This is a genomic window from Nonomuraea solani, assembly GCF_900108335.1.
Classification (GTDB): domain Bacteria; phylum Actinomycetota; class Actinomycetes; order Streptosporangiales; family Streptosporangiaceae; genus Nonomuraea; species Nonomuraea solani.
In genome coordinates this window covers 782,419-803,470 of sequence record NZ_FNVT01000002.1, presented here as the reverse complement: position 1 = coordinate 803,470, position 21,052 = coordinate 782,419, and the positions used below count along the sequence as shown (strand labels likewise).

19 protein-coding genes are annotated in these 21,052 nt (G+C 68.9%); 10 read left to right on the top strand and 9 right to left on the bottom strand.

Features of this window, described 5'->3' with window-relative positions; translation table 11 throughout:
• The first annotated feature begins 2 nt into the window (after positions 1–2).
• The gene (locus C4V41_RS09390; RefSeq protein WP_103955359.1) at positions 3–2,345 is read left to right on the top strand and encodes a glycoside hydrolase family 2 protein; all 2,343 of its coding nucleotides are present in this window, start codon (positions 3–5) and stop codon (positions 2,343–2,345) included.
• On the opposite strand, the gene C4V41_RS09385 is transcribed toward C4V41_RS09390, so the two are convergent.
• From C4V41_RS09385 to C4V41_RS09375, 3 genes are all read right to left on the bottom strand, one after another.
• Positions 2,335–3,015 (bottom strand): DUF6879 family protein, encoded by a 681-nt coding sequence (locus C4V41_RS09385; RefSeq protein ID WP_103955358.1) that lies wholly within the window; start codon positions 3,013–3,015, stop codon positions 2,335–2,337. The genes C4V41_RS09390 and C4V41_RS09385 overlap by 11 nt on opposite strands.
• A gap of 89 nt (positions 3,016–3,104) precedes the next feature.
• A complete protein-coding gene (locus C4V41_RS09380; RefSeq protein WP_103955357.1) occupies positions 3,105–3,578 on the bottom strand; it encodes a DUF1707 SHOCT-like domain-containing protein in 474 nt (157 codons plus the stop codon).
• A 54-nt stretch (positions 3,579–3,632) separates the two neighbouring features.
• Positions 3,633–4,367, bottom strand: a complete 735-nt coding sequence (locus C4V41_RS09375) for a PadR family transcriptional regulator (protein WP_103955356.1) — start codon at positions 4,365–4,367, stop codon at positions 3,633–3,635.
• Positions 4,368–4,656: 289 nt separating this feature from the next.
• Between C4V41_RS09375 and C4V41_RS09370 the strand changes: the two genes are divergently transcribed.
• A complete protein-coding gene (locus C4V41_RS09370; protein WP_103955355.1) occupies positions 4,657–5,385 on the top strand; it encodes a metal-dependent hydrolase in 729 nt (242 codons plus the stop codon).
• A 145-nt stretch (positions 5,386–5,530) separates the two neighbouring features.
• Positions 5,531–8,260 (top strand): aconitate hydratase AcnA, encoded by a 2,730-nt coding sequence (gene acnA, locus C4V41_RS09365; RefSeq protein ID WP_103955354.1) that lies wholly within the window; start codon positions 5,531–5,533, stop codon positions 8,258–8,260.
• Between the two features lie 378 nt (positions 8,261–8,638).
• Here acnA and C4V41_RS09360 read toward each other — a convergent pair whose 3' ends face one another.
• The 3 genes from C4V41_RS09360 to C4V41_RS60635 form a co-directional block, all read right to left on the bottom strand.
• On the bottom strand, positions 8,639–9,400 hold the full coding sequence (locus C4V41_RS09360) for a neutral zinc metallopeptidase (RefSeq protein ID WP_235030000.1): 762 nt from the start codon (positions 9,398–9,400) through the stop codon (positions 8,639–8,641).
• Between the two features lie 85 nt (positions 9,401–9,485).
• Positions 9,486–9,809 carry a type II toxin-antitoxin system PemK/MazF family toxin gene (locus C4V41_RS09355; RefSeq protein WP_200823850.1) on the bottom strand — a complete coding sequence of 108 codons (324 nt, stop codon included), beginning with the start codon at positions 9,807–9,809 and terminating at the stop codon, positions 9,486–9,488.
• Positions 9,781–10,116, bottom strand: a complete 336-nt coding sequence (locus tag C4V41_RS60635) for a hypothetical protein (protein WP_146103598.1) — start codon at positions 10,114–10,116, stop codon at positions 9,781–9,783. Before C4V41_RS60635 ends, C4V41_RS09355 begins: the two co-directional genes overlap by 29 nt.
• A gap of 118 nt (positions 10,117–10,234) precedes the next feature.
• Here C4V41_RS60635 and C4V41_RS09350 point away from each other — a divergent pair, with 118 nt between their 5' ends.
• The 6 genes from C4V41_RS09350 to C4V41_RS09325 all read left to right on the top strand — a co-directional run bounded on the left by C4V41_RS09350 (position 10,235) and on the right by C4V41_RS09325 (position 16,369).
• Positions 10,235–10,951 (top strand): sulfite exporter TauE/SafE family protein, encoded by a 717-nt coding sequence (locus C4V41_RS09350; RefSeq protein WP_235029999.1) that lies wholly within the window; start codon positions 10,235–10,237, stop codon positions 10,949–10,951.
• Positions 10,952–11,293: 342 nt separating this feature from the next.
• Positions 11,294–11,587: a hypothetical protein gene (locus tag C4V41_RS09345; protein ID WP_200823849.1), complete on the top strand. Its 294-nt coding sequence runs from the start codon at positions 11,294–11,296 to the stop codon at positions 11,585–11,587.
• 275 nt (positions 11,588–11,862) lie between these two features.
• Entirely contained in the window at positions 11,863–12,975 is a 1,113-nt protein-coding gene (locus C4V41_RS09340; RefSeq protein ID WP_103955349.1) for a sugar ABC transporter substrate-binding protein, read from the top strand.
• Positions 12,976–13,032: 57 nt separating this feature from the next.
• A complete protein-coding gene (locus tag C4V41_RS09335) occupies positions 13,033–13,797 on the top strand; it encodes an ATP-binding cassette domain-containing protein (protein WP_103955348.1) in 765 nt (254 codons plus the stop codon).
• Positions 13,794–15,056 carry a sugar ABC transporter permease gene (locus C4V41_RS09330; RefSeq protein ID WP_103955347.1) on the top strand — a complete coding sequence of 421 codons (1,263 nt, stop codon included), beginning with the start codon at positions 13,794–13,796 and terminating at the stop codon, positions 15,054–15,056. The genes C4V41_RS09335 and C4V41_RS09330 overlap by 4 nt, the downstream gene beginning before the upstream one ends.
• A 35-nt stretch (positions 15,057–15,091) precedes the next feature.
• Entirely contained in the window at positions 15,092–16,369 is a 1,278-nt protein-coding gene (locus tag C4V41_RS09325; protein ID WP_103955346.1) for an ROK family transcriptional regulator, read from the top strand.
• Between the two features lie 9 nt (positions 16,370–16,378).
• Here C4V41_RS09325 and C4V41_RS09320 read toward each other — a convergent pair whose 3' ends face one another.
• Genes C4V41_RS09320 through C4V41_RS09310 form a run of 3 tightly spaced genes read right to left on the bottom strand, consistent with a single transcriptional unit; the run spans position 16,379 to position 18,882 of the window.
• A complete protein-coding gene (locus C4V41_RS09320; RefSeq protein ID WP_146103597.1) occupies positions 16,379–17,128 on the bottom strand; it encodes a neutral zinc metallopeptidase in 750 nt (249 codons plus the stop codon).
• 31 nt (positions 17,129–17,159) lie between these two features.
• Positions 17,160–17,987 (bottom strand): neutral zinc metallopeptidase, encoded by an 828-nt coding sequence (locus C4V41_RS09315; protein ID WP_103955344.1) that lies wholly within the window; start codon positions 17,985–17,987, stop codon positions 17,160–17,162.
• A 43-nt stretch (positions 17,988–18,030) separates the two neighbouring features.
• The gene (locus C4V41_RS09310) at positions 18,031–18,882 is read right to left on the bottom strand and encodes a neutral zinc metallopeptidase (protein WP_235029998.1); all 852 of its coding nucleotides are present in this window, start codon (positions 18,880–18,882) and stop codon (positions 18,031–18,033) included.
• Positions 18,883–19,049: 167 nt separating this feature from the next.
• Between C4V41_RS09310 and dxs the strand changes: the two genes are divergently transcribed.
• On the top strand, positions 19,050–20,930 hold the full coding sequence (gene dxs, locus C4V41_RS09305; protein ID WP_235030047.1) for a 1-deoxy-D-xylulose-5-phosphate synthase: 1,881 nt from the start codon (positions 19,050–19,052) through the stop codon (positions 20,928–20,930).
• Positions 20,931–21,052 lie beyond the last annotated feature (122 nt).

Below are 21,052 nucleotides of genomic sequence, written 5' to 3'. Positions count from 1 at the left end.
TCTTGACCTACCGTCCGCTGCACGACGGCTGGACCCTGTCGTCCGATGACCTCACCGGTGTCCCGGCGAGCGTGCCCGGCTGCGTGCACACCGATCTCCTCGCGGCCGGGCTCATCGACGACCCCTACATGGACGCCAACGAGCACCGGCTGACCTGGATCGGCCGTACGGAATGGACCTACCGCACCATCTTCACCTGGTCGCCGGACGAGCACGAGCGTACGGACCTGGTCTGCGACGGGCTCGACACGGTCGCCACGCTCGTCCTCAACGGGACGCCCCTCGGGAGCACCGCCAACCAGCACCGCTCCTACCGCTTCCCGGTCCGCCACCTGCTGCGCGAGGGCGGCAACGAGCTGGTCGTGCGCTTCGGCTCGGCCTACGCCTACGCGGAGGAGCGGCGGGCGGCGCTGGGGGAGCGGCCGGGCGCCTACGACGAGCCCTATCCCTTCATCCGCAAGATGGCCTGCAACTTCGGCTGGGACTGGGGCCCGAACGTGGTGACGGCCGGGATCTGGCGGCCGATCGGGCTGGAGAGCTGGAGTCGTGCCCGGCCGGCGGAGGTCCGGCCGCTCGCGCGCGCGGACGGCACGGTGGAGGTGCGCGTACGGGCCGAGCGGACCACCGAGGAACCGCTGGCCGTGACCGCCGAGATCGCGGGCGTCACCGCGGAAGGGCGCCTCGACGGGCGTACGGGCCTGCTCGCGCTGCGCGTGCCGGAACCGCGCCTGTGGTGGCCGCGCGGCCACGGTGACCAGCCTCTCTACGACCTGACCGTGCGCCTGGGCGACCAGGAGTGGACGGGACGCATCGGGTTCAGGGATGTCGAACTGGACCGCGAGGCGTTCGCCCTGAAGATCAACGGTGTGCCCGTCTTCGTCAGGGGCGTCAACTGGATCCCCGACGACTGCTTCCCTTCACGGATCACCCGGGAGCGGCTGGCCGGGCGGTTCGCGCAGGCCACCGAAGCCGGGGTCAACCTGCTGCGGGTCTGGGGCGGCGGCCGCTACGAGAGCGAGGACTTCTACGACCTGGCCGACGAGCTCGGCCTGCTGGTGTGGCAGGACTTCCCGTTCGCCTGCGCCGCCTACCCGGAGGAGGAGCCGTTCCGCTCCGAGGTCGAGGCCGAGGCCAGGCAGAACGTCGCCAGGCTCACCCCGCACCCCAGCCTGGTGCTGTGGTGCGGCAACAACGAGAACCTGGAGGGCCACGCCGACTGGGGCTGGCGGGACCGGCTCGAAGGCCGGAGCTGGGGTGCCGGTTTCTACCACGACCTGCTCCCGTCGATCGTGGCCGAGCTGGACCCCGGCCGTCCCTACTGGCCGGGCAGCCCCTACTCGGGCGCGCCGCACCGGCCGCCGAACGACCCGGCCAGGGGCACGATCCACATCTGGGACGTCTGGAACCGCGAGGACTACCGCCGCTACGCCGCCTACCGGCCCAGGTTCGTGGCCGAGTTCGGCTTCCAGGGGCCGCCCGCGTACGCGACGCTGCGGCGGGCCTCCTCCGACGAGCCGCTGACGCCGGACTCCTCCCACCAGAAGGCGATCGACGGGCAGGCCAAGCTGCTGCGCGGGCTGGGGGAGCACCTGCCGGAACCGGAGACGTTCGACCGGTGGCACTACCTGACCCAGCTCAACCAGGCGCGGGCGATGGCGTTCGGGATCGAGCGGTTCCGGTCGCTGATGCCGTACTGCATGGGCACGATCGTCTGGCAGCTCAACGATTGCTGGCCGGTCACGTCCTGGTCGGCGATCGACGGCGACGGGCGGCGCAAACCCCTCTGGTACGCGCTGCGCCGCGCCTACGCCGACCGGCTGCTCACCGTGCAGGACGGCGAGCTGGCCCTGGTCAACGACACCCCTGAGCCCTGGGCAGGCGAGCTGCTGCTGACCCGGCTCGGCCTCACCGGCGAGCCGCTGGCCAAGGAGGCCGTCTCCGTGCACGCCGCCCCGAGGTCGGTGCTCAAGGTGGCGCTGCCGCGGTCAGTGGCCGTGCCCGACGACCCCGCCCACGAGTTGCTGGCCGCCCGGTTCGGCGGCGGCCGGGTGGTGAGCTGCTACGCCGAGGACACCGCCATGGCGTTCGCGCCGGCGGAGTACGACGCGCAGGCCGAACGGGCACCGGACGGCTACCGGGTGACCGTCACCGCCGTCACCCTGCTGCGCGAGCTGGCCGTCTTCCCCGACCGGCTCGACCCGGCCGCGAGCGTGGACGACCAGCTCGTCACGCTGCTGCCGGGGGAGAGCGCCGTCTTCCACGTCACCACGGAGCGGGAGCTGGACACCGCCGCGCTGACCCGCTTCCCCGTGCTGCGCTGCGTCAACGAGAACGTCACACCCTGAACTCCTCGGTGCGGTGGGCGTAGGCGGGCAGCGCGGCCCGCATCTCGTCCGTGATCACCGGTGGCGGCAGCGGGACGATCTCGCGGCGGTGGAAGTCGAGCACGTCCTCGCCCTCGGCGAACAGCTCGCGCACCGCGCGCAGGCAGGGGGCGACCACGTCGGGGTCGGTGATCCGCCGGCCGCCCCGGCCCCCGCCGTACCGGTCGTAGAGGACCTCGTACATGAGGGACGGATTGAAGATCACCAGCTCCGGCACCGGCTCGCAGTCCGCCACCCGCGCGGCGGGCACCACCCGGCAGGGCGAGCCCGCCGTGGCGCGCAGGGCCAGCACGTGGAGCTCCCACTGCAGGTACGCGGTGATAGGGAACTCCACCACCCGCACCCGCGTGACCGGATGCCGGCGGCGGTAATAGTCGGCCACCGGCCCCGCCATCCGGCCGGCCAGCTCCAGCGAGCCCGCCCAGTCGCCGTCCATCATCGCCCGCCAGCTCGCCACGTCGGGCTCGTAGAACTCCTGGGCGCGCTCCAGCTTCCACATCGGCTCGGTGCAGAGCTCGTGGTCGCCGTCGAAACCGGCCTGGTACTCCGGCACGTCCATGACTTCGCCGCCGGCGCCCGCGACGGCGGCGAACGGGTTCGTGAGGCGGACCGGAGTGCCCTGCTCGGTCATGCGGCGTTCCCCTTCGCTTCGGAAGACCCGCCCAGATCATCAGTTGAGTCAATGACCGGGTCAAGGCCCAAAACGATCGGGCGCGCCTATCAGCGACGGGAGTGGAAACGCCGGTGCGCCAGGCTGAAGACCATGGCGGCCAGCCACACCACGAGCAGGATCTTGAAGATCCCGAAACCGCCGACGAACAGGCCGATCATCATGAACACGAAGAGCATCGGCAGGATGGGATGCGGCCCGTGGTGCCCCCTGCGCCCGTGCCATTCCCGGCGCATGTCCCGCTGGGCGTGGCGCATGGACTGCATCTGGCGCCGGTGGGCGTGCATCGCGGCCCGCCAGTCGCCCATGTCGAACTCGGGGACGGCCTCGGGGTGCGCCGTCCGCTGACCCGGCAGATCGGCCGTGATCCGGCCGAGGTCGCGGTACGTCTTCGCGGCCAGCGTGCGGTCGAGGCGCTCGTCGAGCTCCTCGTGGGTCAGGCGGCCCTGCGCGAAGTGCTCACGCAGGGCCTCCATGGTCTGCTCGCGCTCGGCGTCGCCGATGCGGAGATCGTTGCGGTCCATCCCTGGTTCCTCGCTCCCCCCGAACCGGACCTCCGGTGCGGCGCCCGTCATGGACTACTCCTCGCCCGGTTCGCCGTCGGCCAGGATCTGGTACAGCTTGCGCCGGGTCTCTACCAGAGTCTTACGCGCTTCGCGGATTTGTGCGTCGTTTCCGGTCTGGAGAACCTGCATCATGGCGAATGCGGACTGCCGGGCGATGTGCCAGAGATCGGCGGTGTTGTCGTCGATGTCCGGGCGCATCTCGTCCCAGGGGGACCGTACCTCGTCGGCGTGGGTCTCGATGTAGTTGAGGCCGGCGTCGGTGAGGCGGAAGGTCTTGCGGCCCTCGTTCTCCTCCGCGATCACCAGGCCCTCGTCGGTGAGCTGCTGCAGCGCCGGGTAGACGGCGCCCGGGCTGGGCTTCCAGCCGCCTTCGCTGCGCTCGGCGATCTCCTGGATGATCTGGTAGCCGTTGCGCGGCTCCTCGGAGAGCAGGGCCAGGATCGCGGCGCGTACGTCGCCCCGCTTGGCCTTGCGGGTGCGGCCGCCCCAGCCTCGGTGGCCCCCGCCGAACGGCCCGCCGGGGCCGCCGAACGGGCCTCCGGGACCGAAGGGGCCGCCGCGCCCGAAGTCGAACGGGAACTGCCCCCCGGGACCGCCCCGCCGGCCGCGCTGGCGGTGCTCGTGATGGTGGTGACGACGGCCCATGTCGTCGAAGGCGTCGGTCAGGGCCTTGAACGCCTCGCGGGCCGCCCGCTTGTACTCATGTGCGCCGGGCCAAGGGCCACCGGCTGCCTGTGCTGAACTCATTTTTACCCCTATATCGTGATCCGTTCTCGATGCGTCAAAGATATATCGTTAGTGTGTCGTTAGCAACCCCGGAGCCGGAGTGAGCCAGATCACGAAAAAGTTGCGAAATACGGGAACAGGATCGGGAGGGACGTCGTTATTCACAGCAGACGAGGTCGTTCCGCGTCGGCAGGGCTGGGGGGTGCTGTCGCCGCGGAGACGACCTCGTCTGCGTTTGCGGTGACTTGTCCTCAGATGTCAGCGGCACGCCTGTCCGCGTAAAGACTTTCTTTGCCATAGCATCGCGATCATGATGGGGCACACGCACGCGATGACCGGGGCCATCGCCTGGCTGGGGCTGGCCCCGCCGCTCGCCGCACTACCTCTGGTCAACGAGTCCAGCCGGTTCATCGAGACCGGCATCATGGCCACCGCCCTCAGTCCCGCCGAGCTGATCGCGGGCGCGATCATCTGCGCCGGCGCGGCGATGCTGCCCGACCTCGACCATCCGAGCGCGACCATCGCGCAGACGTTCGGGCCCATCACGTGGGCGCTCGCCAAGGTCGTGGCCTTCCTCAGCGGCGGGCACCGCGGGGCGACGCACTCGCTGGTGTTCGCCGTGGCGCTCGGTTTCGGCACGCACTTTCTGGCCGGCACCTATCCGATCGGGCGCGACATCATGGTCGTGCTGCTCATCGGACTGGCCTTGAGAGCCATCGGCGTCGGCATCCCCGGCAACAAACTGGGCTCCGCGATGGTCAACGCCGGGCTCACCGCCGGCCTCTTCGCCGTCTTCCTCTCGCTCGAAGTGGGCTACGCCTGGCTGGGGCTGGCCGTGGCGGTGGGCTGTCTCATCCACGTCGTCGGCGACTGCATGACGGAGCGGGGGTGCCCGGTGCTCTGGCCGCTGTCGGTCAGGTGGGTGCTGCCGTGGAAGATCGGCATCAAGACGGGCAAGAAGTTCGAGCAGAAGATCCTGGCCCCGATCCTGTCGGTGGCCATCGTCGGGCTGCTGTTCTGGCGGTTGGCACCCGTTTAACTTGATGTCGAGATAACCTAGGGATATCTTGACATCAAGACATCCGCCGCGCGGTCTCTGGTTAGGGTCACCTAACGTGCTGATCGATCCGGGAGTGCGGCAGGATTTGCTCTGAACACCTGTCTGATGGAGGAGGCGAATCACCGTGTCCGCGAACAGCTTCGGCAGCCGTGACACGCTACGCGTCGGCGACGCGTCGTACGAGATTTTCCGGCTGGACGCCGTCGAGGGCGCCGCACGCCTCCCGTACAGCCTGAAGATCCTGCTCGAAAACCTTCTCCGCACCGAGGACGGCGCGAACATCACCGCCGACCACATCCGTGCGCTGGGCGGCTGGGACCCGAAAGCGGCGCCGAGCGTGGAGATCCAGTTCACGCCCGCCCGGGTCATCATGCAGGACTTCACCGGCGTCCCGTGCGTGGTCGACCTGGCCACCATGCGCGAGGCCGTACGCGACCTCGGCGGCGACGCCGCCCGCATCAACCCGCTTGCGCCGGCCGAGATGGTCATCGACCACTCGGTCATCGTCGACTACTTCGGCCACCCCGACGCCTTCCGGCGCAACGTGGAGCGCGAATACGAGCGCAACCGCGAGCGCTACCAGTTCCTGCGCTGGGGCCAGACGGCCTTCGACGAGTTCAAGGTCGTCCCGCCCGGCACCGGCATCGTCCACCAGGTCAACATCGAGCACCTGGCGCGCGTGGTCATGATCCGCGACGGCAAGGCCTACCCCGACACCTGCGTCGGCACCGACTCCCACACCACCATGGAGAACGGCATCGGCGTTCTCGGCTGGGGTGTCGGCGGCATCGAGGCCGAGGCCGCGATGCTCGGCCAGCCGATCTCCATGCTCATCCCGCGCGTCGTCGGCTTCAAGCTCAACGGCAAGCTGCCCGCCGGGGCGACCGCCACCGACCTGGTGCTGACGATCACCGAGATCCTGCGCAAGCACGGCGTGGTCGGCAAGTTCGTGGAGTTCTACGGCGAGGGCGTCTCGTCCGTGCCGCTGGCCGACCGGGCCACGATCGGCAACATGAGCCCCGAGTTCGGCTCCACCTGCGCGATCTTCCCGATCGACGGCCAGACCGTCGACTACCTGCGCCTGACCGGGCGCTCCGAGGAGCAGATCGCCCTCGTCGAGGCGTACGCCAAGGCCCAGGGCCTCTGGCTCGACCCCGCCGCCGACGAGCCGGTGTTCTCCGAATACATCGAGCTCGACCTCGGCACCGTCGTCCCGTCGATCGCCGGTCCCAAGCGCCCGCAGGACCGCATCGCCCTGTCGGCGGCCAAGGACACCTGGCGCCACGACGTCCAGAACTACGTCGAGGACGGCGTCGACGAGGCCGGCGAGGAGACCTTCCCGGCCTCCGACCCGCCCGCCTCCAACTCCCGCGCCAACGGCGGCCGGCCGCACAAGCCGGTGCCGGTCACGCTGGCCGACGGCACCACGTTCGAGATCGACCACGGCATCGTCTCGATCGCCGCGATCACCTCGTGCACCAACACCTCCAACCCGTACGTCATGCTCGGCGCCGCCCTGCTCGCCCGCAACGCGGTCGACAAGGGCCTCAACCGCAAGCCGTGGGTCAAGACGTCGCTGGCGCCCGGCTCGCAGGTGGTCACCGGCTACTTCGAGCGCTCGGGGCTGCAGCCCTACCTCGACAAGATCGGCTTCAACCTCGTCGGCTACGGCTGCACCACCTGCATCGGCAACTCGGGGCCGCTGCTGCCGGAGATCTCCGACGCGATCCAGGCCAACGACCTCGCGGTCACCGCCGTGCTGTCCGGCAACCGCAACTTCGAGGGCCGGATCAACCCCGACGTCAAGATGAACTACCTGGCCTCGCCGCCGCTCGTGGTGGCGTACGCGCTGGCCGGGACCATGGACCTCGACCTCGACACCGAGCCCCTGGGCCTCGGCGCCGACGGGGAGCCGGTCTACCTGCGCGACATCTGGCCCTCGCCCGAGGAGATCTCGGCGGTGGTCAACTCCTCCATCGGCCGCGACATGTTCGAGCGTGACTACGCCGACGTGTTCAAGGGCGACGACCACTGGACGTCGCTGTCGATCCCGACCGGCGACACGTTCGAGTGGGACCCCGACTCCACCTACGTCCGCAAGGCCCCCTATTTCGACGGCATGCCGGAGAAGCCGGAGCCGGTGACCGACATCTCGGGCGCCCGCGTGCTGGTCAAGGTCGGCGACTCGGTCACCACCGACCACATCTCGCCGGCCGGCTCCATCAAGACGGGCACCCCCGCCGCCCAATACCTGCGCTCCAACGGGGTCGAGGTCAAGGACTTCAACTCCTACGGCTCGCGGCGCGGCAACCACGAGGTGATGATCCGGGGCACGTTCGCCAACATCCGCCTGCGCAACCAGATCGCGCCGGGCACCGAGGGCGGCTACACCCGCGACTTCACCCAGCCGGACGCGCCGGTGTCGTTCATCTATGACGCCTCGGTCAACTACGCCGAGGCCGGCACGCCGCTGGTGGTCCTGGCCGGCAAGGAATACGGCTCGGGCTCCTCGCGCGACTGGGCGGCCAAGGGCACGGCGCTGCTGGGCGTGCGCGCGGTCATCGCCGAGTCCTACGAGCGCATCCACCGCTCCAACCTGATCGGCATGGGCGTCCTTCCGCTGCAGTACCCGGAGGGCGGCTCGGCCGAGGCGCTCGGGTTGACGGGCGAGGAGACGTTCGAGATCACGGGCGTCGAGGAGCTCAACAAGGGCGGCATCCCGCAGACGGTGCACGTCAAGGCGGGCGACGTGGAGTTCGACGCGGTGGTCCGCATCGACACGCCCGGCGAGGCCGACTACTACCGGCACGGCGGCATCATGCAGTACGTACTGCGCTCGCTGCTGGCGAAGTAGACCGCACGGCGCTGGTGCTGCGCTGCGCGCTGTGGAGCGCGGCGCTGGTGCCGAGCGGCGCTCGCCGCTCGCGAGGTAGATCTTCTCGCGGACGCGCCCGGTCATGAGCCGGGCGCGGACGCGGGAGCCCTTGGCTTGATCGCCGGGGGTGGGGCGCGATCCTTACGCGCCCGTATCGGGGGTACCACCCGACACATGAAGAGCCGCCCGACGGGCCACCCCCGCCGGGCGGCTCTCCGCATCCTCAGCCCTTTGCACGTCCCTCAGCCCTTTGCACGTCCCTCAGCCCTTTTGCGGCCCTCAGCCCTTTACGGTCCTCAGCCCTTTACGGCGCTCAGCTCTTTACGGCACTCAGCCCTCAATACGGCGCCCAGCCCTTTACGCGACCTTGGTTGCGGCTGCCGACCAGGTGTCGCACGCCGTGGGGGAGCCGGCCCGATAGCCGCGTTCGAGCCAGGCGGCCCGGTTGGCGCCCTTGCCATGACTGCGTGCGCCGCCGTCGAGACCGTCATCGCCGCTGGCCTTGACGGTTTCGACCAGCGCCGCCCAGTCACTCCGCGGCCGTCGCAGCGAACCCCACACGCTGCCCAGGAACACTCCCGCCAGACAGTCGGCCTGCAACTCGTACCGCCGCTTGAGGGCGTTCCCGCGATCGCCGCCCCGGGTCCTGGCCTCCATCTCGTACGCCCTGCGGATGCCAAGGGCGCTCTGCACGTGGTGCCCGTACTCGTGGGCGGCCACCTTCATCGGGTAGAGATCGGCCCTGTTCTCGATCCACCCACCAGTGAGCGGGAAGACGAGGGTGGCACGCTCGGTGCAGTAGAAGGCGTCCGCGTGCTCGGGCCAGGCCCTGCCGCACACGGTTCTGGCGGGCTCCGCGTAGTACTCGACAATGGGCCTGCCGAGACTCAACCCCGCCCGCTTGAAGTACGCCGCCCACGACCGGTCCAGACATTTCACGACACCCGTAAGGTACTCGCGCTCACGCGGAATCCCACCGGAACTGAGCGGTGTCTCGGCACACGCCGCCACACCCAGCTTCCCGGCCTTCTTGGGAAACGGGCTCTCGATCGGGGCCGCGGTGGTGCTGAGGGAGGCGGTGATCAGAATCGTGGCAAGGGTCAGAGCTGAGGATGGCACGATCGGCAGCTTAGAGCCGTACGGACTGTGGCACGATGTGAAGTGCCACCCGGCGAACCGTTATTTCCGTGGGCGGCATAACTTCTCAGAGCACGTCCGTTATCCAGCCGGTGACTTCGCGGACGACGGCGTCGGGAACGATCCCGATCCTCCTCGTGAACCGCTGTGGAGACACGCTGCGCACATGCTCGATCATGGCCCAGCTGGGCTTGTCCAGACCCGTGCTCTCGGCCGGAAGGGGAATGTGGTTGTCCCATCCCCGGTCCGTCGTGGTCAGCGGCACAATGACCTTGACCGCGGTGGCTGCGTTGAAGTCGTCGTTGCTGACGACCAGCACAGGGCGGTAGTGGCCCTGCTCGCGGCCCTCCGGATCGCCCAGGTCAGCGAGCCAGATCTCGCCCTGGATCACCCGCATCTCTCTCCTCGGGAAACGTGATGAGCCCCTCCCACTCCGGTGCGATGCGGGTGGAGCGTGGTCGTGGGCCTTGGACCAGCTCGGACTCCGCGAGATAGCCGGCCCAAACTTTCGGGTCCTCGCGTTGTGTGCGCTCCATCTGCTCCGCGACGTGCTGCCAGCGATGCTTCTTTTCCATCTCCCTGATGGCCTGGTCGATGATCGCGGTCATGGGCTCACCTGCCTTCTTGGCCAGCGCTGCGATTCGGTCGCGGGTTTTGACGCTGACGCGTATGGTCGTGGCTTTCGGCTTCATGGCCATACTCCTGAGGCTACGTCGACGTCAGACGGAAACACTACCCGTGCACCGTTACTCTCCCGGCAACATCGGCAACAGAGAGTAAGATGATTGACTTTCATGCATGACTAACGTGGCATTAGTGCTGATAGTGGGCGGTCTGGCCGTCTTCGTGGGTGCGATCGTCCAGGGAGGCGTCGGATTCGGGCTGGGGCTGGTCGCGGCACCCGTACTGACCATGCTGGGCCCCGACCTGATGCCCGGCGCCATCCAGGTCGTCAACCTGACCCTTCCGCTGTTCACGCTGGCCGTCGAGTGGCGCCGGGTGGATTGGCGCGGCCTCGGTTTCGCGCTGCTCGGCAGAGTGCCGGGAAGCGTCCTGGGCGCAGTCGTTATCGTCTACTTTTCCATATACGCCCGAGGCATCTTCGTCGCCGTCATGGTGCTGATCGCCGTGGCACTGACGGCCAGGGCGGTGAGTGTGCCGCGCAACGGTCCCACGATCGCCTCGGCCGGTTTCGTCTCGGGGATCACCGGCACGGCCACCGGCATCGGCGGGCCGCCCATCGCGCTCGTCTACCAGAACGCCAAGGGGCCGCAGATCCGGGCCACGCTGGCGATGTTCTTCTTCCTGAGCGCCGGCCAGTCGCTGTTGGTGCTCGCGCTCGTGGACGAACTCCCCGCCCAGGCGCTACTGACCGGGGCGGTCCTCATCGTGCCCATGGTGCTCGGCTTCCTGGTGTCGGGACCGCTGCGCCGCTACCTCGACGGCGGCAAGGTCCGGGTGGCGATCCTGGCCGTGGCGGCGGCCTCCGCTTTGGGGCTGATCGTCCAGAACGTGATCACCCAAATCTGGTGACACCGACGCAGAATGGGCCCCCTCACTCGCCGAACATCTCACCGGACGGGTCCATCTGCTCGGCCCCGCCAGTTCGGCCCCGCCAGCTCGGCCCCACCAGTTCGGGGCCACCGGTTCGGCCCCGCCAGTTCGGGGCCACTGGTTCGGGGCCACCAGCTCGGGGGCGCTGGCTGGCTCACCCAGCCGGCACGCGGCCAGGTATCACGTCACCTGACAAGCGGTTGTGCCTGTGATCTGTAGTTGGCGGATGTAGGTCGGGTCGGCCTGTGCAATGTCACGAACCAAAGCGCGGCGGTTGCCACAAAGGCAGGCTTCCTGCCACCGCGGCTCTACCCTTGCCCGATGATCAACCTTCAGGTTCGTGGCGACGGGCCCGAGGTCATGGCGAGGACCGAACACGGCCTGCCTTGGAGCGATGCGTTGGCCAACCTCGACCGGGCTCGGTTTCCGATGTTCGGCCATCTGATTCCCTATGGCGACACGATCTTCAATCATCGGCAGATCGATACCCTGCTGGAGGAACTACCACGACTCCCCGCGGGGCTGATCAGCGACGCCTTCGCCCAAGCGCTCCGCGAGTTGTGCGGCTTCGCCCAAGAGGCACCACACCGCTATCTGTGGTTCGTCGGAGACTGACGCCCCGCACCGGCGGTGACGACCATCGCGCGGCGGCACCTACGCCGTCGATGATTCCGAACCGAGATCAACGCCCGCCATCCATCGTGCACAGCCGCCATCTACGGATCACAGGCACAGCGGTAAGGCGTCGGGCAGGTTGAGGTGGCGTTTCTGGATTGTTACCGGAAACAACAAACTAGGGCACTCGACCCCCTTCCAAAGCAGGCCGTACCGGAATACGTTGCCGCAAACAACATTCATCCGGGCCCCTCCGGAAGAAAGGACCCTGCACTATGCGCAAGGGGATCCTCAGCCTGACCGCCGCGGCCGCCGCGCTCGCCCTCGGTCTCACCGCCTGCGGGGGCGACAGCGGTCAGACCACCACGTCGACCGCCTCCGCCACGGCATCCGCGGCGAAGGCGGGCAAGATCGGCGTCATCCTGCCGGACAGCAAGTCCTCGGCCCGGTGGGAGACGGCGGACCGCAAGTACCTGCAGGAGGCGTTCACCGCCGCCGGCGTCGAGTTCGACATTCAGAACGCCCAGAACGACAAGACGGCGTTCCAGACCATCGCCGACCAGATGATCACTAATGGTGCCACCGTCCTGATGATCGTGAACTTGGACAGCGGCACCGGCAAGACGGTCATCGACAAGGCCAGGTCGCAGGGTGTGGCGACCATCGACTACGACCGTCTGACGCTCGGCGGCGACGCCGCCTACTACGTCAGTTTCGACAACACCAAGGTCGGCACCCTCCAGGGCGAGGGCCTGAGCAAGTGCCTGACCGACAAGAAGGCCGACAAGCCGATCGTCGCCTACCTGAACGGCTCGCCGACGGACAACAACGCGACGCTGTTCAAGAGCGGGTACGACGGCGTGCTCAAGCCCAAGTTCGACTCCGGCGACTACGTCAAGGGCCCCGAGCAGTCGGTGCCCGACTGGGACAACACCCAGGCCGGAACGCTCTTCGAGCAGATGCTGACCGAGCAGCCGAAGATCGCCGGTGTGCTGGCCGCCAACGACGGCCTCGGCAACGCCGCCATCACGGTGCTGAAGAAGAACAACCTCAACGGCAAGGTCCCGGTCACCGGCCAGGACGCCACCGTTCAGGGGCTGCAGAACATCCTCGCCGGCGACCAGTGCATGACCGTGTACAAGGCCGTCAAGAAGGAGGCCGACGCCGCGGCCAAGCTCGCCGTGGCGCTGGCCAAGGGCGAGAAGCCCACGGCGAGCGGCAGCGTGAAGGACCCGGAGACCGGCAAGGACGTCCCGTCCGAGCTGCTGGAGCCGCAGGCCATCTACGCCGACAACGTCAAGGACGTGGTGACCGACGGCTACGTCTCCAAGGACGAACTGTGCACGGGTGACTTCGCGAAGATGTGCACCGAGGCAGGAATCAGCTAACACTCAGAGGTACGGCCCGCGCCACGAGCGCGTGCCGTACCTCCTTTAGGGAGCCACATGACCCCCCTCCTTGAAGTGCGCGGGATCGACAAGAGCTTCGGTCCGGTGAAGGTCCTGCACAAGGTCGAGTTCTCCGCGTACGCCGGCGAGGTCACAGCGCTCGTCGGCGACAATGGCGCCGGCAAGTCGACGCTGGTCAAGTGCATCGGCGGCATCTATCCGACCGACTCGGGCCAGCTTCTCTTCGACGGCCGCGAGGTCCACGTGCACAGCCCCCGCGACGCGGGCGAGCTGGGCATCGAGATCGTCTACCAGGACCTCGCCCTGTGCGACAACCTCGACATCGTCCAGAACATGTTCCTCGGCAGGGAACGCAAGAGCGGCATCCTGCTCGACGAGGACAGCATGGAGGAGCTCGCCGAGAAGACCCTCAGCGGCCTGTCGGTCCGTACGGTGAAGTCCATCAGGCAGCAGGTCTCCAGCCTGTCCGGCGGGCAGCGGCAGACCGTGGCCATCGCCAAGGCCGTGCTGTGGAACAGCAAGGTCGTCATCCTCGACGAGCCGACCGCCGCGCTGGGCGTGGCCCAGACCGCGCAGGTGCTCGAACTGGTACGCAGGCTGGCCGACACCGGCCTGGCCGTGGTGCTCATCTCGCACAACATGAACGACGTGTTCGCCGTCTCCGACCGGATCGCGGCGCTCTACCTCGGCAGGATGGCCGCGCAGGTCAAGACCGCCGACGTGACGCACGCGCAGGTCGTCGAACTGATCACTTCCGGCCGCAGCGGTGATCTGGGCCTCAAGAACGGGGTCACCTCATGAGCAAGGTCAAGGAACTTCCCGGCGAGGCCATCGTCGCGGCGACGCAGGCCCCGTCGATCAAGAACAGCTTCTTCGCCTACATCCAGCGGATACGCGGCGGCGACATGGGCGCCCTGCCCGCCGTCCTCGGCCTGGTCGTGCTCTGCGCCGTCTTCGCCGTCGCCCGCCCCTCCTTCGTCACGGCGATCAACTTCGCCAACCTGTTCACGCAGGGCGCCGCCGTCACGCTCATCGCGATGGGCCTGGTGTTCGTGCTGCTGCTCGGCGAGATCGACCTGTCGGCCGGCTTCGCCAGCGGCGTCTGCGCGGCCGTCCTCGCCGTCACACTGACCAACGCAGGTCTGCCCTGGTACGTGTGCATCCTGGCCGCCATCCTCACCGGCGTGATCATCGGCACGGTGCTGGGCTCACTGGTCGCCAAGGTGGGCATACCGTCGTTCGTGGTGACGCTGGCCGCGTTCCTCGCCTTCCAGGGCCTGGTCCTGGTGCTGGTCGACGAGGGCACCAACATCTCCATCCGCGACAGCGTGGTCGTCGCCATCGCCAACAAGAACCTGCCGCCCTGGCTCGGCTGGGCGGCGTACGCGGCCTGCGTGGCGATCTTCGCGGGCGTGCAGCTCCTGCGGGCCAGGAAGCGCGCCAAGCGCGGGCTGGTGGCCGACCCGCTGTCGCTGATCGCCTTCCGCGTCGGCATGCTGGCGCTCTTCGCCGGGCTCGCGGTGGCGGCGCTCAACCTGGAGCGCAGCCGCAACCCCGCGCTCGTCTCGCTCACCGGCGTGCCGATCGTGGTGCCGGTCATCCTGGTGCTGCTGGTCGCGTGGACGCTGGTGCTGCGCCGTACCGGATTCGGACGGCACCTGTACGCGGTCGGCGGCAACACCGAGGCCGCCCGCCGAGCCGGCATCCCGGTCGACCGGATCAAGATCAGCGCGTTCGTGATCTGCTCCTCGATGGCCGCGATCGGCGGCATCGTGGCCGCGTCCAGGGCCAGCTCCGTGGACCCGAACACGGGCGGCAGCTCGGTGCTGCTGTACGCGGTCGGCGCCGCGGTCATCGGCGGCACCAGCCTGTTCGGCGGCAAGGGCAGGGTGCTGGACGCCGTGCTCGGCGGCGCCGTGGTGGCCGTGATCGAGAACGGCATGGGCCTGATGGGGTACGGGGCGAGTGTGAAATACCTGGTCACAGGGTCTGTCCTGCTGCTGGCCGCGGGTGTCGACGCCCTGGCTCGCAAGCGGGCGGCAGCCGCTGGTCTAAGGTGATCAGCGACTCTCAGCCCCTGAAGGAACCACAGACGATGCGTGCCGGCCCCTCTCAAGAGGACATCAGGCGCCACAATCTCGGCGCGCTGCTTCGCCATGTCCACCTGGGCGGGCCGATCTCGCGCGCCGAGCTGACCTCGAAGATGGGGCTCAACCGCAGCACGATCATGGCGCTGACCTCCGACCTCACCGCCGCCGGGCTGGTGCGCGAGGAGCTGCCGCGCGAGACGGGCCGCGCCGGGCGGCCCTCGCTCGTGGTGCGCCCCGAGTCGGCCCGGGTCTACGTCTTCGCCTTCGACGTGAGCCCCGACCGGCTGGCGGTGGCCCGGGTCGGGCTGGGCGGCGTGATACTCGACCGCCGGGAGGCCGTACGCGACCGCGGCGCCTTCGAGCTGGACGAGCTCACCGGCGCGCTGTCCGCGTTCGCCCGGCAGATGCGGCGCAAGACCAGGGACGACACGGTCTGCGTCGGCGCCGCGGCGGCCGTGTCCGGAGGGGTGCGCAAGGCCGACGGCGTGGTCAGGTTCGGGCCCAACCTGCGCGCCGAGGAGGTGCCGTTCGGCGAGGAGCTGGGCCGCAGGCTGGGCCTGGGGCTGCCGGTCAGCGTGGGCAACGACGCCAACCTGGCCGCGCTCGCCGAGCACAGCCGGGGTGTCGGCGCGGCCGTCAGAGACCTCATCTACCTGCACGGCGACGTCGGCATCGGCGGGGGGATCATCGCGGGCGGCCACCTGCTCGGCGGCCACGACGGCTACGGGGGCGAGGTCGGCCACATGGTCGTCAACCCCGGCGGCCGGGCCTGCGGCTGCGGCTCGCACGGCTGCCTGGAGGCGGAGGTGGGGGAGCGGGCCCTGCTGGAGTCGGCGGGCCGCGTACAAGCCGGGGTCCAGGCCGCGGTCCAGACGGGGATCCACACCGGAGCCCAGACGGGGGTCCAAACCGGGCGGCCGGACGGGCAGCAGGGGCGGGACGCGGTGCGGGCCGTCGTGGAGGCGGCCGACCGGGGCGACATCGTGGCCCAGGAGGCGCTCAGCCGGGTCGGCGACTGGCTGGGCCTGGGCGTGGCGAACCTGGTCAACATCTTCAACCCGGAAATGGTGATCTTCGGGGGCATGCTGAGGGAGATCTACCTCGGCTCGGCGGCGCAGGTACGTTCCCAGCTCACCCTGCACGCCATGGCGCCGCAGCGGGAGCGGCTGCGGCTGCGCACGTCCTCGCTGGGAGACGCCGCCACCCTCGTCGGCGCCGCCGAACTGGCCTTCGCGCACGTCCTGTCCGACCCGCTCGAAGTCCTCGCCAGGGCCAACGCCTGACGACGGCGCTCAAGTGATCTTGTTCTTGCGGGCCGTCCACGTGTTGCAGAACCCGGTGGCCCCGCCACGGAACCCGCGATCCTGCCAGAACGCCAGATTGCGCGGCTTGCCGTGGATCTCGCTCTCGTCCGCCATCCGGACCGCGTCGATCCAGTCCCGCCACTCGATGTCCGGCTTGATCGATTCGAGCGTGGCGCTGTAGAAGACTCCGGCGAAGCACTCGGCCTGCATCTCCAGCCGGTGGCTCAGCAGTTTGCGGGCGCCGTCCGAGGCCGGCGCGTACAGGGCGCTCTGCGCGTCCAGTATCCCGATGAGCTGCTGCACGTGGTGTCCCCACTCATGGGCCACCGAGTGCGCGATGTTCATCCTGAACGGGTCCCGCAGATCGTGCTTCATGATCCGGATCACGATCGTGCGCTGCTCGGGGCAGTACTGGGCGCCGCTGCTGGTGATCGCCCCGCAGACCGAGTCGCCGCCCGTGGTGATCGTGACCTCGGGCGGGCTGTAGGCGAGGCCGGCGGCCGCGAACCTGGCGGCCCAGAACCGGTCGGCGCACTCGGCCATCGCCCGGTGGAACGACTTCAGCGAGGCGACGCTCCCCAGCCGGATTTCGGGAATGGCACACGTCTGGGGTGTCACCTCGCCGCTCATCTCACCGGAGAGCCCGCCCCGCGCCGCCTGGGCCGCGGCGCCGGCCGGGACCGGCAGCGAAAGACCCGCGATCAGGCACATGGCCAGCGCTACGCGAAATATGCGCACGATCGCGGATCCTAGATCACAAAGTGGTGATTTAGGACACCTGGGACTTGGGCGCCTTCCACGTGTTGCAGCCGCCCGCCGACTCGGTGTCGTAACCACGCTTGAGCCAGCGCCCGGGGTTCGTGGAGCTGCCGTGCGTCTGCTCGCCCGAGGTCTTCCCGCCCACGCCGATGACGGACAAGCCGTGCCCGGTGCCACTGTTCTTGACGAGGTAGGTGAAGTCGGTCTCCTGACGATGGAGCGAGTGCCACACGCTGCCGATGAAGACTCCGGCCAGGCACTCGGCCTGGAGCTCGAGACGGCGGCGCTCGTCCAGGAACTTGGCCTGGTTCTTGCGGCTGTACGGTGTCAGGGCATCGATCATGCCCGTGAGCTGCTGGATGTGGTGGCTGTACTCGTGGGCCAGGTTCGCCATCAGCGCCAGGTCGTTCTTTTCCTCGACGAGATTGGCCGTGGCCAGGAAGGTGATCTTCTTGTTGGTCGGGCAGTACATGGCCTGCGCGTAAGAAAAGCCCTGCGGCCCGGGGTGCGGGCCACAGCCGGTCTGGGCGCCAGGCTTGGTGATCACCTGTACGGAGGGCTTGCTGAAGGTGAAACCGGCCTTCTTGACCACGGGCTCCCACGCCTCGTTGAGGCAGTCGAGCACGACTTCAAAATGGTTCTTGATCTCCTCCAGAGTCCCGCGCTCGACCTTGGGCTCGTCACATGTGTCGTAGCCGAGCTTGCCCGTCTTGTAGATCGGGTTCTTCGCTAAGACCGGCTTGTACGCCGGCGCGGAGACGGTGGCCGCATGAGCGGTGCCTGCGAACAGCACGCTCGCGAGGGCACCGGCCATGAGTGCCAATCGGGGGATACGCATGAGATGGCACGTTAGTGAAGAGGGAGCTCCAGGTAAAGCCGGATTAGCGCGTGTTCCGGGGATTCGCCGCCCAGGTGTTACAAGCGCCCGGAGTGCCCCGTCCGTACCCGCGTGTCATCCACGCCGCCTGCGTCGGCCCCTTGCCGTGATCGTTCTGCGGCCAGCCCCTGGCGCCGTTCTTCTTGAACCACTGCACCGTGTACGCCCAGTCGGGTGCGGTGACCAGCGTCGTCCCCTCCATCGTGCGCATGAACACCGCGGACAGGCACTCCGCCTGCAGCTCGGAGTTGCGCGAGAGCTGCAGCTTCCTGGCCTTGCCCGCCGCGGTCCTGGCGGCCCAGTAGTAGGTCCAGATGCCCGAGACCTGCTGCACGTGGTGGCCGTACTCGTGGGCGATCAGCCGGGTGATGCCCAGCGGGAACGGGTTGCGGAGCTGCGCCTTGCTGATCATCAGGTACATGGTGCGGTCGGTCGAGCAGTAGACCCCGTCGGCGCCGGTGTTCCACGTACCGCAGGGCGTCTTGACCTTGCTGGTGATGATCCGCAGCCGCGGCTTGGTGAAGGGCATGTCCGCCTTGCGGAACTGGGCGGCCCACGCCTTGTTCAGGCAGGCGGTCACCCGCGTCAGGAAGCGCCGGTACGCGATCATGCTGCCCGCCGGCAGGTCGCCCGGCCGGCAGTTCACGTCGGTGAGCCGGCCGGTCGAGTAGAGCGGGTTCTTGGTCGCCAGTGTCTCGGCGGCGGCCGCCCCCCACCGCTTCTGGCCGGAGACCTTCGAGGGCGGCGATTCGAGCTGCTGGGCTTCGCTGACGGGTTCCGACGAGGTCCCCGCCACGTCCGCCAGTACGAGCACCAAAGCGGCCGCTGCCAGGGCAAGTGCCAGCGCAGCGGCCACAAGCGTCGCGATTCTGCTTTTGGGGACGGAGTTCATATGTTCCGAAAGACTAGGTCAAGATCGGACATATGTGGGTGGATTTGACTCGATGCAGTCAGTGATGCGTCCGCGAACTAGACTCGATGGATCGCGCAAAAGAGCAGAGGGGAGTCGCATCCGTGAGCGGGTTGCTGGGCTCGATCAAGGGACCGCAGGACGTCAAACGGCTCACCGCCGAGGAGTTGCCGCGACTCGCGGGGGAGATCCGTGATGTGCTCGTCGACTCCTGCGCCAGGTTCGGCGGTCACCTCGGCCCCAACCTCGGCGTGGTGGAGCTCACCATCGCCCTGCACCGGGTGTTCGACTCACCGAACGACCCCATCATCTGGGACACCGGCCACCAGTCCTACGTGCACAAACTCCTCACCGGCCGGGCCGCCGGCTTCGAGGCGCTCAAGCAGGAGGGCGGCCTGTCCGGCTATCCCAGCCAGGCCGAGTCCGAGCACGACTTCGTCGAAAACTCCCACGCCTCCACCGCCCTGTCCTACGCCGACGGGCTGGCCAAGGCGTTCAAGCTGCGCCGCGAGCGCGACCGCACGGCCGTGGCGGTCATCGGCGACGGCGCCCTGACCGGCGGCATGGCCTGGGAGGCGCTCAACAACATCGCCGCCGTCAAAGACCTGCCCTGTGTGATCGTGGTCAACGACAACGGCCGCTCCTACTCCCCGACGATCGGCGGCCTGGCCTCCCATCTGTCCTCGCTGCGGGTCAACCGCCGCTACGAGGACATGCTCGACTACGTCAAAGACAAGATCGGGAACGTTCCCGTCCTGTACGACGCCCTGCACGGCTTCAAGAAGGGCGTCAAAGACGTCCTGGCGCCCCAGGTGATGTTCGAAGACCTCGGCCTCAAATACGTCGGCCCCATCGACGGCCACGACGAGCAGGCCATGGAGGCGGCCCTGCGCAAGGCCCGCGACTTCGGCGGCCCCGTCATCGTGCACGCCCTCACCCAGAAGGGCCGCGGCTACACGCCCGCCGAGAACCACGACGAGGACCAGTTCCACTCGCCCGGCGCCTTCGACCGGGTCACCGGCGCGGAGAAGCCCAAGGGCCGCATCTGGACCAACGTGTTCAGCGAGGAGCTCGTCCGGCTCGGCAAGGACCGCGACGACCTGGTCGCGATCACCGCGGCCATGCTCCACCCGACCGGCCTGCACGCCTTCGCCGAGGCCTACCCCGACCGCATCTACGACGTCGGCATCGCCGAGCAGCACGCGCTCACCAGCGCCGCCGGGCTCGCGCTCGGCGGCCTGCACCCGGTCGTGGCCGTCTACGCCACATTCCTCAACCGGGCCTTCGACCAGCTTCTCATGGACGTCGCCCTGCACCGGCTGCCGGTCACGGTGGTGCTCGACCGGGCGGGCGTCACCGGCGACGACGGCGCCAGCCACAACGGCATGTGGGACCTGTCGATCCTCCAGGTCGTCCCCGGGCTCAGGATCGCGGTGCCGCGCGACGGCGACCGGCTGACCGAGCTGCTGGGCGAGGCCGTGGAGGTCGCCGACGGCCCGACCGTGCTGCGCTTCCCCAAGGGGCCGGTGGCCGAGTCGATCGAGCCGGTGGGCAAGCTGGGCCTGATGGACGTGCTGCGCGCCCCCGAGGAGGACCCTGACGTCCTGCTCGTGGGCGTGGGGCCGATGGCGCAGGTCTGCATGGACGCCGCCGTCCTGCTCGACGCCCAGGGCATCGCGGCCACCGTGGTCGACCCGCGCTGGGTCAAGCCGCTCGACGAGGCGCTCGTGCTCGCGGCGGGCGCGCACAAGCTGGTGGCCGTCGTGGAGGACAACGGGCGCGTGGGGGCCGTGGGCGACGCCGTGGCCCGGCTGCTGCGCGACGCCGACGTCGACGTGCCCGTACGCACCTTCGGCATCCCGCAGGAGTTCCTCGACCACGCCAAGCGGGCCGCGATCCTCGGCCAGATCGGCCTGACCGGGCAGGACCTCGCCCGCCAGATCACCGAGGCGGTCGCCAAGCGCACCTCGGACGCGGAGCCCGCCCGCCACTGACCCTTCCGAGTCGCTGCGGTGCCTGCCGAAGGCACCGCCACCGATCCTTCCGCGCCGCGGCGGTGCCCGTCGAGGCCACCGCCGCGGCCCGATCACGGCCCGATCACGGCGAGGTCTTGCCT